The sequence below is a fragment of the Staphylococcus sp. GDB9P120P genome (assembly GCF_017893435.1).
Lineage (GTDB): Bacteria > Bacillota > Bacilli > Staphylococcales > Staphylococcaceae > Staphylococcus > Staphylococcus cohnii.
The window spans coordinates 1-15,891 of sequence record NZ_JAESNB010000003.1 but is presented as its reverse complement, the minus strand read 5'-3'; the positions used below and the strand labels follow the sequence as shown (position 1 = coordinate 15,891).

Annotated in this window: 16 protein-coding genes and 1 pseudogene; 6 read left to right on the top strand and 11 right to left on the bottom strand. The window is 31.0% G+C overall.

The window, feature by feature from the left end; genetic code table 11:
- Positions 1-9: 9 nt before the first annotated feature.
- The 5 genes from KA856_RS04230 to KA856_RS04210 all read left to right on the top strand — a co-directional run bounded on the left by KA856_RS04230 (position 10) and on the right by KA856_RS04210 (position 5,547).
- Positions 10-615 (top strand): recombinase family protein, encoded by a 606-nt coding sequence (locus KA856_RS04230; protein WP_031917995.1) that lies wholly within the window; start codon positions 10-12, stop codon positions 613-615.
- 122 nt (positions 616-737) lie between these two features.
- A complete protein-coding gene (locus KA856_RS04225) occupies positions 738-1,064 on the top strand; it encodes a four-helix bundle copper-binding protein (protein WP_031917994.1) in 327 nt (108 codons plus the stop codon).
- A gap of 427 nt (positions 1,065-1,491) precedes the next feature.
- Positions 1,492-3,534, top strand: a complete 2,043-nt coding sequence (gene copB, locus KA856_RS04220; RefSeq protein ID WP_069827826.1) for a copper-translocating P-type ATPase CopB — start codon at positions 1,492-1,494, stop codon at positions 3,532-3,534.
- Positions 3,535-3,548: 14 nt separating this feature from the next.
- Positions 3,549-4,982 carry a multi-copper oxidase Mco gene (gene mco / locus KA856_RS04215; RefSeq protein WP_000277153.1) on the top strand — a complete coding sequence of 478 codons (1,434 nt, stop codon included), beginning with the start codon at positions 3,549-3,551 and terminating at the stop codon, positions 4,980-4,982.
- Between the two features lie 19 nt (positions 4,983-5,001).
- Positions 5,002-5,547, top strand: a complete 546-nt coding sequence (locus KA856_RS04210; RefSeq protein WP_002510756.1) for a YdhK family protein — start codon at positions 5,002-5,004, stop codon at positions 5,545-5,547.
- 474 nt (positions 5,548-6,021) lie between these two features.
- Here the strand turns inward: KA856_RS04210 and KA856_RS04205 are convergent, their stop codons facing one another.
- The 11 genes and pseudogenes from KA856_RS04205 to KA856_RS04150 form a co-directional block, all read right to left on the bottom strand.
- Positions 6,022-6,243 (bottom strand): helix-turn-helix domain-containing protein, encoded by a 222-nt coding sequence (locus KA856_RS04205; RefSeq protein ID WP_011867734.1) that lies wholly within the window; start codon positions 6,241-6,243, stop codon positions 6,022-6,024.
- Between the two features lie 512 nt (positions 6,244-6,755).
- Positions 6,756-7,466: pseudogene (locus KA856_RS13835) on the bottom strand (transposase).
- A 143-nt stretch (positions 7,467-7,609) separates the two neighbouring features.
- On the bottom strand, positions 7,610-8,302 hold the full coding sequence (locus KA856_RS04190; protein WP_011867731.1) for a Crp/Fnr family transcriptional regulator: 693 nt from the start codon (positions 8,300-8,302) through the stop codon (positions 7,610-7,612).
- Positions 8,303-8,318: 16 nt separating this feature from the next.
- Positions 8,319-8,870 carry a Dps family protein gene (locus KA856_RS04185; protein ID WP_015728978.1) on the bottom strand — a complete coding sequence of 184 codons (552 nt, stop codon included), beginning with the start codon at positions 8,868-8,870 and terminating at the stop codon, positions 8,319-8,321.
- Between the two features lies 1 nt (position 8,871).
- A complete protein-coding gene (locus tag KA856_RS04180) occupies positions 8,872-9,108 on the bottom strand; it encodes a heavy-metal-associated domain-containing protein (RefSeq protein ID WP_011867729.1) in 237 nt (78 codons plus the stop codon).
- Between the two features lie 63 nt (positions 9,109-9,171).
- The gene (locus KA856_RS04175) at positions 9,172-11,022 is read right to left on the bottom strand and encodes a heavy metal translocating P-type ATPase (protein WP_192945230.1); all 1,851 of its coding nucleotides are present in this window, start codon (positions 11,020-11,022) and stop codon (positions 9,172-9,174) included.
- 576 nt (positions 11,023-11,598) lie between these two features.
- A complete protein-coding gene (locus KA856_RS04170; protein ID WP_192945231.1) occupies positions 11,599-11,694 on the bottom strand; it encodes a type I toxin-antitoxin system Fst family toxin in 96 nt (31 codons plus the stop codon).
- 166 nt (positions 11,695-11,860) lie between these two features.
- Positions 11,861-12,208, bottom strand: coding sequence for an ArsR/SmtB family transcription factor (locus tag KA856_RS04165; RefSeq protein WP_002452612.1), 348 nt, complete (start codon positions 12,206-12,208; stop codon positions 11,861-11,863).
- A gap of 18 nt (positions 12,209-12,226) precedes the next feature.
- On the bottom strand, positions 12,227-12,844 hold the full coding sequence (gene cadD / locus KA856_RS04160) for a cadmium resistance transporter CadD (protein ID WP_210123583.1): 618 nt from the start codon (positions 12,842-12,844) through the stop codon (positions 12,227-12,229).
- A gap of 373 nt (positions 12,845-13,217) precedes the next feature.
- Positions 13,218-13,649: a universal stress protein gene (locus tag KA856_RS04155; RefSeq protein WP_000475805.1), complete on the bottom strand. Its 432-nt coding sequence runs from the start codon at positions 13,647-13,649 to the stop codon at positions 13,218-13,220.
- A gap of 132 nt (positions 13,650-13,781) precedes the next feature.
- Complete coding sequence (locus KA856_RS04150; protein ID WP_002501687.1) at positions 13,782-14,456, bottom strand: IS6-like element IS257 family transposase; 675 nt, start codon at positions 14,454-14,456, stop codon at positions 13,782-13,784.
- A 331-nt stretch (positions 14,457-14,787) separates the two neighbouring features.
- On the opposite strand from KA856_RS04150, the gene KA856_RS04145 reads away from it, so the two are divergent.
- Positions 14,788-15,822: a family 20 glycosylhydrolase gene (locus KA856_RS04145; protein ID WP_150879720.1), complete on the top strand. Its 1,035-nt coding sequence runs from the start codon at positions 14,788-14,790 to the stop codon at positions 15,820-15,822.
- The last annotated feature ends 69 nt before the right edge of the window (positions 15,823-15,891 follow it).

Here is a 15,891-nt window from a genome sequence, read left to right as displayed (position 1 = left end):
GTGTTAAAAATGATAGTTGGATATGCAAGAGTTTCTACCGTTGATCAAAATTTGGATAGACAAATTGAAAATTTGCAATCTTTTGGTGCTGAGAAAATCTTCACTGAAAAACAATCAGGGAAATCTATAGAAAATCGACCTGTATTTCAAGAAGTATTAAATTTTTTAAGAATGGGAGATCGTTTAATTATTGAGTCTATTGATAGACTAGGAAGAAATTACGATGAAATAATCCAAACAGTTAATTATTTAAAAGATAAAGAAGTTCAATTAATGATAACGAGTTTACCCATGATGAATGAAGTGATTGGTAATCCATTACTAGATAAGTTTATGAAAGATTTAATCATTCAAATATTGGCAATGATTTCAGAACAAGAAAGAAATGAAAGTAAACGTCGACAAGCTCAAGGTATTAAAGTAGTCAAAGAAAAAGGTATTTATAAAGGAAGACCTGTTCTGTATTCTCCCGATGCTAAAGACCCTCAAAAAAGACTTGTTTATTATCGTATTGTTGAACTACTGAATAAAGAAATGTCAATTAGTAAGATAGCTAAAAAAGTCGGTATAACAAGGCAAACTATATACAGAATTAAAAAAGAAAGAAAATATTAAGAGAAGTACATTTGATATTAAAATCCTGCGCAGTTTCTATGGAGTTCAGCAATTATCGGTTTATTTACTAAATAGAATGGGAATTAATTTAAGAGATTTAGATTTCATTGGAGGTGTATCAAATGACTGATAAACAATATTACAATCTGGTTCAAACGCTACATGAATGTATGGAAGCGTGTAATCATTGTTACGATGCCTGTTTGAAGGAAAAAGACATGACAATGATGGCAGAGTGCATCCGTCTGGATCGTGAATGCGCAGACATCTGTGCATTTTTAGAACAATCGCTAACAAGAAATTCACCATTTGCTTCTGATTTGGCGACAATATGCGCCAAAGTATGCGGAGCATGTGGTAATGAATGTCAGAAGCATAACCATGACCATTGTCAAAATTGTGCAGAGACGTGCTTTAAATGTGTAGAAGCTTGTAAAGAAATCGCGTAAACAAAACCAAATAATATAAGGAGTGGCACATTGGAGATAAAGCCCCCATGTGCCACGTTTTTATTTCTTGCAACTAAAGAAACGAATATAAAATAAGTATGTGCCTGGAAACACAGCAATTTAACCCAGCAATATGAATATACCTCTTGGACGTCGGTTTACCACAGTCATAATGATAATCAGGATATCAAGTATAAAACCAGCGCCTTTGCCTAGTTTGCTCTCAACTTCAATATTCCCCCATGCAATGCCACAATTTCTTTGGCGATGGACAAACCAAGACTAAAGTTTCTATTTAAATGGCTATCAAATTTTCTGAACGCTGAAAAATAAAAAATACTAAATAATATATACGTCCAGGGGGTATATGTTATACTCACATTATCTTATTACTATCTCTAAAAATATAAAATTAGGAGGTTTTATTTTGCCGAATAATGAAAAACATCAAAATCATGAGAATCATAGCCATCAAGAACATGAGAATCACGCTAGTCATGGCGATCATGCACATCATCATGGGAATTTTAAAAGTAAATTCTTTATTTCTTTGATTTTTGCGATACCGATTATTATTTTATCACCCATGATGGGGGTTAAATTACCGTTTCAATTTTCATTTACAGGGTCAGATTGGATTGTATTAATTCTTGCTACTATTTTATTCTTTTATGGAGGAAAGCCATTTTTATCAGGGGCTAAAGATGAAATTTCAACTAAAAAACCTGGAATGATGACGCTTGTTGCTCTAGGTATTTCAGTTGCTTATATTTATAGTTTATACGCCTTTTATATGAATAATTTCAGTGGTTCATCCACACATACAATGGACTTTTTCTGGGAATTAGCGACTTTAATTTTAATCATGTTATTAGGTCATTGGATTGAAATGAACGCAGTAGGTAATGCAGGCAATGCACTGAAGAAAATGGCAGAACTTTTACCTAATACTGCAGTGAAACTGATTGATAATAATCAACGAGAAGAAGTTAAAATATCAGATATTTATATTGACGATATTGTGGAAGTCAGAGCAGGCGAAAGTATACCCACAGACGGAATCATTGTTCAAGGAGAAACATCAATTGATGAATCATTAGTTACTGGCGAATCAAAAAAAGTTCATAAAACTCATAATGATGATGTTATTGGGGGTTCAATTAATGGTTCAGGCACAGTACAAGTTAAAGTGACAGCTACGGGTGAAAACGGCTACCTATCTCAAGTTATGGGTCTTGTTAACCAAGCGCAAAACGATAAGTCAAAAGCTGAACTCCTCTCGGATAAAGTCGCAGGTTATTTGTTTTACTTTGCCGTAGGAATTGGGCTGATTTCATTTATTGTATGGATGCTTATTCAAAATAACGTTGATTTCGCACTCGAACGACTTGTAACCGTATTAGTTATTGCTTGTCCTCATGCATTGGGATTGGCAATACCTTTAGTTACAGCACGTTCTACTTCTATAGGCGCACATAATGGTTTAATCATAAAAAACAGAGAATCTGTAGAAATCGCACAACACATTGATTACATCATGATGGATAAAACTGGGACACTTACTGAAGGTAACTTTTCAGTGAATCACTATGAAAGTTTTACGAACGAGCTAAATAATGAAGAAATATTGAGTCTATTTACTTCATTAGAAAGTAACTCTAATCATCCACTTGCCACTGGTATTGTTGATTTTGCTAAAGGCAAAAATATTTCATATGCTACTCCTCAAGAAGTTAATAATATTCCAGGTGTAGGCTTAGAAGGCACAGTTGATAATAAAAAACTCAAAATAGTGAATGTTTCTTATCTCGATAAAAGCAATTTTGATTATAATAAAGAACAATTTACGAATCTCGCTCAACAAGGGAATTCTATTAGTTATCTAATTCATGACCGACAAGTTATTGGTATTATCGCACAAGGCGATAAAATTAAAGAAAGTTCAAAACAAATGGTTTCGGATTTATTATCGAGAAACATTACGCCAGTCATGCTTACAGGCGATAATAAAGAAGTGGCACAAACAGTGGCTGAAGAATTAGGTATTAGTGATGTCCACGCGCAATTGATGCCCGAAGATAAAGAAAGTATTATCCAAGATTATCAAAGCAATGGTAGCAAAATCATGATGGTTGGTGATGGTATCAATGATGCGCCAAGCCTTATTAGAGCAGATATTGGTATGGCAATTGGCGCAGGGACAGATGTAGCTGTTGAATCGGGGGATGTCATACTCGTTAAAAGTAATCCTTCTGATATTATCAATTTTTTGTCCCTTTCAAAAAATACGATGAAAAAAATGGTTCAAAATTTATGGTGGGGCGCAGGATATAACGTGATTGCAGTTCCTCTTGCAGCTGGTATATTAGCTTCTATTGGTTTAATATTATCACCTGCTGTGGGTGCAATACTTATGTCTTTAAGTACGATCATCGTAGCAATTAATGCATTTACATTAAAATTAAAATAAAAGAGGTAAATATAATGTATAAAAAAATGTTCACAATTTTAATTACGTTATTTTCTATAATGTTTATGGTTCCTAATGATACTTTTGCAGAAGGTAAGCACAACATGATGGACATGAAAGAAAATGATCAAAAGCGAAATGATATGATGGATATGAAAAGTCATGACGAAAGAAAAAATTTGAATTCTTCACAAGGAAAAAATGAAATAACATTTCCCAAAGTTTTAGATCCTAAAAAAGATAACAATGGTTATAAAAGTTATACATTAAAAGCGCAGAAAGGAAAGACAGAATTTTACAAAGGTAATTTCTCTAACACTTTAGGATACAATGGAAATTTACTTGGGCCAACTTTAAAATTAAAAAAAGGAGATAAGGTTAAAATTAAGTTAGTCAACAACTTAGATGAAAATACAACATTTCATTGGCATGGGTTAGAAATAGATGGAAAAGTGGATGGAGGCCCTTCTCAAGTTATAAAACCAGGAAAAGAAAAAACAATAAAATTTGAGGTTAAACAAGAGGCTGCTACATTATGGTATCATCCCCACCCCTCCCCAAATACAGCTAAACAAGTTTATAATGGTTTATCAGGGTTATTATATATAGAGGATGACAAAAAGAATAATTATCCTAGCAATTATGGGAAAAATGATTTGCCTATAATAATCCAAGATAAAACATTTGTATCTAAAAAATTAAATTATACAAAAACGAAAGATGAAGATGGTACTCAAGGTGATACAGTCCTTGTGAATGGGAAAGTAGATCCTAAATTAACAACAAAAGAAGGAAAAATACGTTTGAGACTTTTAAATGGCTCCAATGCTCGGGATTTAAATCTTAAGCTAAGTAATAATCAAAGTTTTGAATATATTGCTTCAGAAGGCGGCCATTTAGAAAAGACTAAAAAGTTAAAAGAAATTAATTTAGCTCCTTCAGCAAGAAAAGAAATAGTAATAGATTTATCTAAAATGAAAGAAGAAAAAGTCAATCTTGTTGATAATGATGAAACAGTAATTTTACCAATTATTAACAAAGAAAAAAGTACTAACAAAGACACTACTCCAAAAGTAGATAAAAAAATCAAATTAGAAGGTATGGACGATAATGTTACTATTAATGGCAAAAAATTCGATCCTAACAGAATAGATTTCACACAAAAGGTAAACCGGAAAGAAACTTGGGAAATTGAAAACGTCAAAGATAAAATGGGTGGTATGAAGCACCCGTTCCATATCCACGGAACGCAATTTAAAGTTTTATCAGTGGATGGGAAGAAACCTTCAGAAGATATGAGAGGCAAAAAAGACGTTATATCTCTGGAACCTGGACAAAAAGCCAAAATAGAAGTGGTTTTTAAAAATACTGGGACATACATGTTCCATTGTCACATACTTGAGCATGAAGATAATGGAATGATGGGACAAATAAAAGTAACAAAATAATTTATAAGGAGAATTCAATATGATGAAAAAATTGAGCTCAATTATAGTAGCTTCAGGATTAGTATTATCAGCTTGTTCAACTGGTAACGAAGAAGAAGAAAATTCTAAAGATCAAAAACAAGAAAAACATATGAATCATAAGAGTGAAAGTAAAGCCCCAGATAATATGAAAAGTACAGATGACAGTAAATATAAAAAGGACGATAAAATAACAATTACAGCTGATCATATGCCTGGTATGAAAAATGCTAAAGGTACAGTTAAAGGTGCTTACAAAACCTATGCTTATGTCGTGAGTTACACACCTACAAATGGTGATGAAAAAGTTAATAATCACAAATGGGTCGTTAATGAGGAAGTTGCAGATGCCCCTGAAAATGGATTCAAGAAAGGTGATACAGTTAAATTAGAAGCTGACCATATGCCTGGTATGAAAGGTGCAGAAGCTCAAATTGATGATGTAGAAAAAACAACCGTTTATATGGTGGATTATAAATCAACAGAAAACGATGAGATGGTTAAAAATCATAAATGGATGACAACTGACGAACTAAAATCTCGTTAATGTCTATCATTTTAAAGCTTTAAAGTATTTAGTTAGTTATTCACAAATGCAATGAGAATCCCCTTTGTTAAATAGACAAGTAAACAAATAAAATTTATGGCCACTCTCATATCCACAATAATGAGAGTGGCCATTTGTTTAGAAAAATTAAATGATTTTAATGAAAATGAGGGGATCTTTTATAATTTATCAATGGAATTTCGAAAAATATAAAAAATGGAATAGTGAATGTATTGAGCTTTATCATTTATCAAGAAAAGTTATTCTAAATTAGCAGGTAAAGTCACAAACATTCATTACTGACTGATTAGGGCGTACCTTAAATAGATAAACTTCTCGAAGTTAATATATTTATTTTCTATACGATAAAGTAGAGTCCATTAATAGCTTTTATCTTTATGATCCCTTCATTCAAAAACAAATGAAATCAAAAAAATAGAAAGGCAATGAAATATAATTGAGTATAATCACATTTCATTGCCTTGGAATATAGTCATACACCTCTGCTAATAGTTGAAAGAAGTCAATTTCTAGAGCAGTTGATAATATTTTCAAAGTTGATAAACTAGGTAAATTATATCCATTTTCAATATTAGTTAAAGTCTTTACAGATAGATCTTCATATTCTATTAATCCTTGTCTTACTCGATCATCTAAGAAATAACTCCTTGTATCTTTTTTTAAAGATAAATTCATTCTATGTTCTCTTATAATTGATCCAAATTTTATTAAGTCTCTATTTTTTCTTTAGAAAAAATCCTAAAGGAATTGGGAATATTCACCAGCAAGCTGACCAAACTTAAATTTTACATTGTAAAATTTAAAGGTTTATAAGTATATAAAATAGTAATAAAATATTATTTTATTTTTTAATATAATAATATTTTTATAAGGCCGTTATAGGGGAATTTTATTAAAGGTGGGATAGATAATGAATGTATTAACGCAAGAAGATAGAATACAAATTTTATCTGATATTGTTGAAATTAAAACCGGAAATGATAATTAATTAGAAAGGTTCTGTGTCAAATAGTGTTGGGAACCAAAAGTAAATAATCACAGTTAAGATTTAAATGAAATTTTTAATAACTGAAAGGCCATGTTTATTTTCAAGATAAGCATGACCCTTTTCTCGCCCTTAGGCGAGAAAGTCGGATCAAGAGTTGGATAATTAATAATGAAAGCTAACAAGTGTCATCGTCTAATATTTAAGCTGCAACTGGTTGGAAAGTCGCAGGTAGTGGATTAGATGGTTTAAAGATCAGTTTAAATTGTAATAGAATTCTGGCTCTGAAATTTCTAAAGCTTGCGTAGCCATATCCTGTACGTTTGATTAACTTAATCTTGTTATTCATACCTTCGGTAGGACCGTTAGAAACACGATAAATTAAAGCATTTTCGACATATGGTAAGAATCTTTCCAGTGTATTAATCGTTTTTCTTACCTTTTTATTTAATCTGACTTTCTTTAAATCTTGTAAAGTGGCTAATAAGTAACTGTAGTCTCTAGTTTCTGTCGCAAATTTAAGGTCATTCATCACTTGGTAAGCTTGTTGTAATTTCGGAGAAAGACTTAATAAATAATCTACCATACGTTGCTCAGTCATCTTTTCATGGTATAGGCGATGATAATAATAGTTTGAAAAATCGAGATAATCAGCATTTTTTAATATCAATCTCTATTGATTTTTTAGTTTTCGATAATCTGTAGGGCGACTTTTTTTGATTTCATTCATGACTGCAATCCACATTGAGTTAATTGTATTATTTAGTAATTGTACGATATGAAAACGATCAATAACAATTTTTGCATTAGGGAAAAAAGCCTTAACAACACTTATATATGGAGAATATAAGTTCATTGAAATCGTCTTTACTGCAGCTCGTGCTTCTTTAGAATAGCGATGGAAATACCGAATTAACGACTGCTGTTTTCAATCCTCTATAATGTTTCCTGCTTTCAAGTATATTGTGGTAATTTACTTTATTTTAGGATTTCATGGCCTTTTTGTATACCCAAAAAACCGTGAGAGTATTATCCTCTTACGGTTTTTTCGGCACTTTAACTTGATGAAAATAATAATTCATCTAAATCAAATATCTCAATATATTTATGCGTATGTTGTTTAATTAAACCTTTTTCTTCCAATGCTGAAAACTTTCGACTTATTGTTTCAGGAGTTGTACCCAAATAAGAAGCTAGATCCTTCTTTGACATTGGTAAGGTCACATAAGTATGATTTTCTTCATTCTCAACGTATTCTGATAGAAAATCAATAATACGAGACTCTACTTGCTCCATACCAACCTGCATCGTTTGCTTTTCTGATACCTGTAAACGTTTCGTAACGTCTGATAGGATTCTTCTCATAATTTCTGGGTAAGCATCTAAATAGTCATTCATATCCTTTTTATGAATTCTACATATACTTACTTCTGATATTGCTTCAGCATAATTAGAATGGTAACTTTCAGTTTGAAAAATAGCCACTTCTCCCATAAAATCACCAGGATTTAGTATGCGTACAGTTTGTTCACGACCGGATTCATTTAAGTTATAAATACGTACACGCCCATTATTTACGATATATAGTGTGTCATCTTTATCACCACTTCCAAATAACAACGCATTCTTTTCATAATGTACTTCATGCGCTGATTGTGCAATTAAACTCATTTGTTCTTCATTTAGGTGATTAAAAATCGGAACTAAACGTATACAATCTACATGACTATGGTGATGATGGTGTGCCATACAACTTTCCTCCTAATTAATCATTATCTATATAGTCATCGTCTTCTAGCGCATCCTTGTTAACAAAGGCTTGAAGTTGCCAAATATTTACATCTAAATAATCTTTATAACTAATTAGTAAATCCTCTAACGCATCATCTGCTTCTTCTTGGGCTAAACGCATTGCACGAATGGTAAATTCACGGTTAGATCTAAAATCCTCTACTAACTGTAAGACCATTTCTTCAGCAGAATAATATTTTTCAGACAAATCTTCAGAAATCGTTGTAAATTTTTGGAATTCGGTAGTTGTTGATGCTGGCTTAAATCCTGAAGCTAGTAAACGTTCTGCAATTTTATCAAACCATGTTTCATTTTCATTATATAGTTTTTCAAATACCTCATGCAATGAATAAAAATTTGTGCCTTTTACATACCAATGATATTGGTGTAATTTTACATGCAAGGTATGAATATTAGCCAGTACATGATCTGTAACAGCTGCTGCATTAATCTTAGTATGATGAATGTGTTCTTTATAGGCTTGTTCAGCAGCTAATTTTTCTTGTCTTTCATTTACTGTTGTCATTTTATACACCTTCCTTTACTTTTGAACTAATAACGGAATATCCTAAGTTTTCAATAGCTTTTTCAATTGTATTCAAATTGACTTGTTCTTCATCAAAATCCACTTTTACCTTACTTGCATTGAACAGCACTTTTACAGAATCTTTTTCTACACCAGCAGTCTGTTTTAAACCACTTTCAATTTTTTGTAAACATGATGGACAAGTTAATGTTTCTAATTTTAATGTTGCTTTAGTCATATCTATCACTCCTTTAAATAAATTATATAAGGTATTTTTTTAAAAATAATTGACACGGATCAATTATCTTAATTGATAACTTCTTAATCTCATTGCATTTAAAATAACGACCAAAATACTTGCCTCATGAACTAACATACCAATTGACATAGACATCCATTCACTAAATATTAAACTACCCAATAATATTATCACCACACCAACAGCAATGAGAATATTTTGTTGCATATTCGCGTATGTCCCTTTAGCTAAACCTAAAGCATGGGGGAGACGATTAAAATTGGAATTCATTAGAACAATATCTGAACTTTCAATAGCCACATCTGTCCCATTTCCCATAGCTATCCCTACTTCTGCAATAGCTAGAGAAGGGCTATCATTCACACCATCACCAATAAAAGCAACAATTTCACCAGTAGACTGTCTTTCTTTTAAAAATGCTTGCTTGTCCTCTGGTAGCATATCGCCATGGGCCTCGGTTAATCCTAGCTCCTTTTTAACTAAATTAACTGTACCTTGATTATCCCCTGATAATACAATGAGATTTTTAACACCAAGTGATTTTAATTTTTGTAGGTCTTGTTTAACGCTTGGTCGAACTTGGTCACGGATTTCCATTAAAATGATTAACTGACGATCAACTGCCGTTAATACAATTGAACTACCGGCTCTTTCTAATTTATCTAATTCTTTAAGAACATCATTAGATAGTGGAATACTTTCTTGTTCCATTAAGGTTTTATTCCCTACTGCAACAATGTGTCCGTCAACGTGAGCAATTATACCCCCACCTTTTATAACCTGTGTACTCTCTACAGGTCTTAGTTTATATTGCGCTAATTTATTTGTAATAGCGACAGCTAAGGGATGGTCAGATTCCCTTTCAATCGAGTATAATAAAGATAAATCCTCCTCTTGATTATTTCCATAGTAAACGAATTCGCTAACTTCAGGCTTTCCTTCAGTTAAGGTACCTGTTTTATCAAATAGGACTGTATCTACATTCGCAAAATGACTAATCACTTCAGAACCTTTAAACAAAATACCATTCTTTGCACCATTTCCTATACCCGCGACATTTGAAACAGGTACACCAATGACCAAGGCCCCTGGGCAACCAAGTACTAATACAGTAACTGCAAGTGCTGTATCTTTAGTTAATACCCAAACTAATAGCCCAATGATAAGTACTACAGGTGTATACCAACGAGAGAACTGGTCAATAAATCGTTCAGCTTCCGATTTAGAATCTTGTGCTTCTTCTACTAACTCAATAATTCGACCAAATGTAGAATCTTCCCCAATTCTATCAGCAACTATTTGAATAGTCCCATTATCCATAATGGTACCGGCAAATACTTCATCACCTTTCTTTTTCTTTAGAGGTAAAGATTCACCGGTGATATTAGCCTCATTTACATGTCCTTTCCCAGTAGTTACCCTACCATCTACTGGAATCTTAGCCCCAGTTTTTACTAAGAGAATATCTCCTTCCTCTACTTTATCAATATCTACTTCTTCAAATTGTCCCTCGTGAAATTGCTTAAAAGCAGTCTCTGGAGCCATTTCCGTCAACTCTTTAATAGCAGACCGTGTTTGCTTAAGTGTACGCTGTTCTAAATATGATCCAAATAAAAATAAAAAAGTAACAATAGCTGACTCTTCGTAATTTTGAATAAAGAAAGCACCAATAACCGCTATCGTTACTAAAACATCAATACTCACTACTTTTACTTTCATAGCCTGATAAGCCTGTATTGCAATTGGTATAACACCCAATATGGAAGCAATTATAAAAGCACTATTAAAGACAACCATATTGCTAAAGATGAAATGTGCAATAAAACCTATAATAATAAGTAAACCACTAATAACAGTAATATGATTTTTATGTTTCAAAATAGTCTGTTGCATATAAACCTCTCCTACACTTTAGTTTAATCATAGTGTATTCGTTTTTAAGAAATATAAACTTGACCCATATCAATCTTATCTAATAAATATAGCGAATAATATTTAGGCTTAAACAGATAGATATATAAAAAGAGTCCAGAAACTTTATGTCCCGGACTCATGAAACAGAAAAATTTAATTATATATCGAGAGAAAAAGATATATTTGAAAATCTCTATGAAAATGTCTTGCCTTATAACCCATATATTTATGGAATTAATGAAAATCAAATAAACACTTATTATAATAACTATGAATTAGTTAAAAATAATAAGGATTTATTAAAATTACTAAAGTTAAAAGGAATTCATTTCGAAAATTCTTTAAGAAATGATCCTCTTTATAGCGAACAATACGAAGTATTTAGAAATTTACTTTAGTGTGATTAGTCTGAATACATGGTTTTGCATTCCTCTACCAGCCAGTGTTATAATTTAATTAACAAATAGTGTACTAACATGATAAACACCGAGCCCGATAACTACTGCGAATAGTTATCGGGCTCTTTTGGTGTATTAGCTATATGTCGCCGCTAAATTACTTTTCACAATTATTCAGCCAATGAGAAAATAACGTGAGTATAACTCCTACTATGATAGGAGCTATAATAGTTACAAATAGTGTACTGAACATGATGTCACCTCCTTCCATGCTAAATACAGCACAGAAGTGAACGACGACCTTTGTATTATATCATTTCTAATAATTGAGTTACAGATGACTTCCGATAAGTCATTTTATGTTATATCTTTGCTTATTTTTATAGTATCAAGACAAGAAGAAACTCGTTTCACTCGTTTCAAAAACCCTTCTGATTTTTAGAGAAAAACTCTCTTATTTCATCGTCTTTAATAAAATAATATGCCATCTTTCCATCTTTATAAAAATCAAGCACCTCATTTTTATATAAAAGTCTTAAATGATGTGAAGTTGAAGCAATACTCATTTTCAATATCAAAGAAATATCACAAACACACAACTCATCTTCTTTAATCAAAGATAATATGATTTTCAATTTTTTCTCATCACAAATTTTTTCTAAAATGTTAAGTAATTTCTTAGATTTATCATCTTCTAAAAAACTTAAAGCATTGTTAACTTTATCCTCATGTACACAGATCACATCACAAGCATTTTCATAGCTCATATAAAATCACACCCTAAATTAAAATATAAATCCTAAAATTGTTCCAATAGTGTCATTTTCAATAATAATAAATAAACCTAAAGCTATGTAAATAACAGCCATAATCCAACGACTAAATTTCTCAACAATTTCTCCAACTCCTGGAATATTAGCTAATTTTTGTGCAGTAAATACCAAGAAGAAAATTAAAATTAAAAAGACAAACAAAGTAATTAATAAATCAGTAACACTTAATGTCACAAAATACGGAACAAATAAACCAATATTATCAGCACCACAACTTGCTATCGTAACAATTGCAACCGTACCAACTAATTTAGACAATCCTTTTTCATTCAATTCTTTTTTAGCTCTCTTTTCTCCTTCACAATCATCATAAATAGCTACTTTAATTCCAAGATAAATTGGTATTAAACCCAATAAACCTAATATCCACTTCTCTGGAACATAATTTAATACAAAAGCTAAAAACAAACTAACTAATATTAAAATAATAGACCCTAAATATTGACCAACATAAATATCTCTATATTCTTTTCTAGTCTTTGCTCTAGCAAAAAATATTAATAAAATTACTAATAAATCAACTGCTGTAGCAATATAAAGAACAGCAGCAGTGACAACCGTTTGAATCATACATACACCTCATTCAAAAATATTTTTGAATGTATTATAACTAATATTTTTAAATAATCATAGGTGCTTTATTCCAATTGCTTTATTGACGTTGAGCCTCGGAACCCTTAACAATCCCAAAACTTGTCGAATGGTCGGCTTAATAGCTCACGCTATGCCGACATTCGTCTACAAGTTTAGTTAAGGGTTCTTCTCAACTTCAATAAATTTTCTCGGCATAAATGCGTGTCTAATCTTTTTTAGAACGACTAATCAAAAAATAATCTAAAAAATCACAAACCAAAATTAAAAAAATAAAAAAGCCTAAATACTCTCTCGATTTGTGAGAAAGTATTTAGGCTTTTTGAATTAATAAATTTCTTACTTCTTATGTTTATTTAACAATTAGTACTGGGACAGAACTTCTTTTAGCAATCTTATGTGTAACATCTCCTAAAACATGTTTAATATTCAAATCGACTCTATGATTACTCATAATTACTAAATCAAATTCACCATTATTTATATCTCCAGAAGTAATTTTTTCTAAGATTGTATCTTTAATATGCCCAAAATCTACATCTATTTTATATTGAATATCTCTTTTTTCTAATTCACGTAAAAATGGAGTGAGTTTTTTTTCTTTTTCTCTAATAATATCTTCTTTATGCTTATTATAATATTTGACACTAATTGCAAGATCATTTTCTGTTACAACGTGATAAATTACAACAACTGAATCTTCATCGGTGACTTTTTCTAAATAGTCAGGGATAGCACTAAAATCATTTTCGAAATCATAGGGTAATAATATATTTTTGAACATCTACACCAGCCTCCTATTACTTATTATTTAGATGTCTATTACTTATATATACCCTAAATATATATGCTTATTCTGGTTCTGTTGCAAAGTAAAAAATATAGCTAACCACTAATTTATCATGTCAGTGTTCGCTTAACTTGCTAGCATGATGCTAATTTCGTGGCATGGGGAAAATCCGTAGATCTGAAGAGACCTGCGGTTCTTTTTATATAGAGCGTAAATACATTCAATACCTTTTAAAGTATTCTTTGCCGTATTGATACTTTGATATCTTGTCTTTCTTACTTTAATATGACGGTGATCTTGCTCAATGAGGTTATTCAGATATTTCGATGTACAATGACAGTCAGGTTTAAGTTTAAAAGCTTTAATTACTTTAGCCATTGCTACCTTCGTTGAAGGTGCCTGATCTGTAATTACCTTTTGAGGTTTACCAAATTGTTTAATGAGACGTTTGATAAACGCATATGCTGAATGATTATCTCGTTGCTTACGCAACCAAATATCTAATGTATGTCCCTCTGCATCAATGGCACGATATAAATAGCTCCATTTTCCTTTTATTTTGATATACGTCTCATCAATACGCCATTTGTAATAAGCTTTTTGATGCTTTTTCTTCCAAATTTGATATAAAATTGGGGCATATTCTTGAACCCAACGGTAGACCGTTGAATGATGAACGTTTACACCACGTTCCCTTAATATTTCAGATATATCACGATAACTCAATGCATATCTTAGATAGTAGCTAACGGCTACAGTGATAACATCCTTGTTAAATTGTTTATATCTGAAATAGTTCATACAGAAGACTCCTTTTTGTTAAAATTATACTATAAATTCAACTTTGCAACAGAACCAGAATATTAATATATACATTGTATAAGTGGTTGTTTTCAACTGCTAAATGGTAGTGAAAAATAACGTTTTATGCTTTCTTATTACTATTAGTAGTATCTCAATGGAAATGAGAAATCTAATATAATATCAAAAACAATTGTTAAAGTTATATTAAGCAGGTTTGGAAAGGTATGAAGTTATCTTTTAAAAATGTATGACCTATACAAATTCACTATCTATAAGCCTTAATTATGTTATTATATATGAACTAATAACGTAAAATTATGGGGGAAAAATGATAAAAAAATTTATAAGTATTATCATAATAAGTACTGTTTTATGTACTGTCTTACCGGAACAATTAAGCCACGCTAAAATAGAAAAGGGTGTAACAATAGATATCGCTAGAAAATATTATTCTAAAGATAGTTTGAAGAAAATAGTACAACAAATTAGTGAATACAATGGAAGTTATTTACAACTTCATTTTTCTGATAATGAAAACTATACTATTAACTCAAATTATTTAGATCAAACCGCTAATAAGAAAAACAAATATTTTTTGACTAAATCAGAATTAGAAGAATTAATAAAATTTGCTAATAAAAAAAATATTCAAGTTATCCCAGATATAGATTTACCAAGCCATTCTAAAGGATGGCTAACTCTGTTAAGGAAGAAAGACGAGGATCTATATAGGAATGTGGTATCTAATTATAGTAATGAAATGGTAGACTATCATAACAATAAAGCATCATTATTAGTATCTCGCAAACTAATAAAAGAAATATTAGTGATGTTTGAACAGCCCAAGTTTAAAAACGAACAAAAGATTGTTTTGGGAGGTGATGAAGTTCCTGGAAGTATTAGGCAGCAAGATGATTTTATTAACTTTATGAATGAAATAACAAAAGTAGCTCTAGAGGGAAATTACACTGTAAAATTGTGGAACGATTCAATAACTACTAATGGTTTAAAAACCTTAAATAACAATGTAATAATAATGTTTTGGCAGAGAAAAAGCTCTGACTTAGCATCTGTAGATGATTTTTTAAAACAAGATTATAGTATCGAAAATTATAATAGTTATAGTTATTATCTTTTTCCTTCTTTAAACGAAGGGTTACAAGATTTTAATATAAATAAAAGGAATATTAATAAGGCAAATTTAAATGACTTTAGCGATTTAAATAGTGATTTTACTAAGTACGTAGGGACAAATATAAATGGCGAAAATATTACCTTTTGGGGCGAACATGCTGATGATATGACGCAAGATGAATTGGTAGATTATGTATTATCTTATATTGAAGTATTTCTCACAAACTAAAAAGCGCATTCCATATCGATATGGAATGCGCTTTTTAGTTTGTGATCTAATATTACAAAATTATTAAAA

What these genes read in the sequence shown, in the direction of transcription:
- KA856_RS04190 (WP_011867731.1), bottom strand. Translation starts at nt 8,302, where the DNA reads ATGGCACACCATCATCACCATAGTCATGTAGATTGTATACGTTTAGTT.
- KA856_RS04180 (WP_011867729.1), bottom strand. Translation starts at nt 9,108, where the DNA reads ATGACTAAAGCAACATTAAAATTAGAAACATTAACTTGTCCATCATGT.
- cadD (WP_210123583.1), bottom strand. Translation starts at nt 12,844, where the DNA reads ATGATTCAAACGGTTGTCACTGCTGCTGTTCTTTATATTGCTACAGCA.
- KA856_RS04145 (WP_150879720.1), top strand. Translation starts at nt 14,788, where the DNA reads ATGATAAAAAAATTTATAAGTATTATCATAATAAGTACTGTTTTATGT.
- KA856_RS04170 (WP_192945231.1), bottom strand. Translation starts at nt 11,694, where the DNA reads ATGTTCAGTACACTATTTGTAACTATTATAGCTCCTATCATAGTAGGA.
- KA856_RS04210 (WP_002510756.1), top strand. Translation starts at nt 5,002, where the DNA reads ATGATGAAAAAATTGAGCTCAATTATAGTAGCTTCAGGATTAGTATTA.
- KA856_RS04165 (WP_002452612.1), bottom strand. Translation starts at nt 12,208, where the DNA reads ATGAGCTATGAAAATGCTTGTGATGTGATCTGTGTACATGAGGATAAA.
- KA856_RS04155 (WP_000475805.1), bottom strand. Translation starts at nt 13,649, where the DNA reads ATGTTCAAAAATATATTATTACCCTATGATTTCGAAAATGATTTTAGT.
- KA856_RS04230 (WP_031917995.1), top strand. Translation starts at nt 10, where the DNA reads ATGATAGTTGGATATGCAAGAGTTTCTACCGTTGATCAAAATTTGGAT.
- KA856_RS04205 (WP_011867734.1), bottom strand. Translation starts at nt 6,243, where the DNA reads ATGAATTTATCTTTAAAAAAAGATACAAGGAGTTATTTCTTAGATGAT.
- mco (WP_000277153.1), top strand. Translation starts at nt 3,549, where the DNA reads ATGTATAAAAAAATGTTCACAATTTTAATTACGTTATTTTCTATAATG.
- KA856_RS04175 (WP_192945230.1), bottom strand. Translation starts at nt 11,022, where the DNA reads ATGCAACAGACTATTTTGAAACATAAAAATCATATTACTGTTATTAGT.
- KA856_RS04225 (WP_031917994.1), top strand. Translation starts at nt 738, where the DNA reads ATGACTGATAAACAATATTACAATCTGGTTCAAACGCTACATGAATGT.
- KA856_RS04185 (WP_015728978.1), bottom strand. Translation starts at nt 8,870, where the DNA reads ATGACAACAGTAAATGAAAGACAAGAAAAATTAGCTGCTGAACAAGCC.
- KA856_RS04150 (WP_002501687.1), bottom strand. Translation starts at nt 14,456, where the DNA reads ATGAACTATTTCAGATATAAACAATTTAACAAGGATGTTATCACTGTA.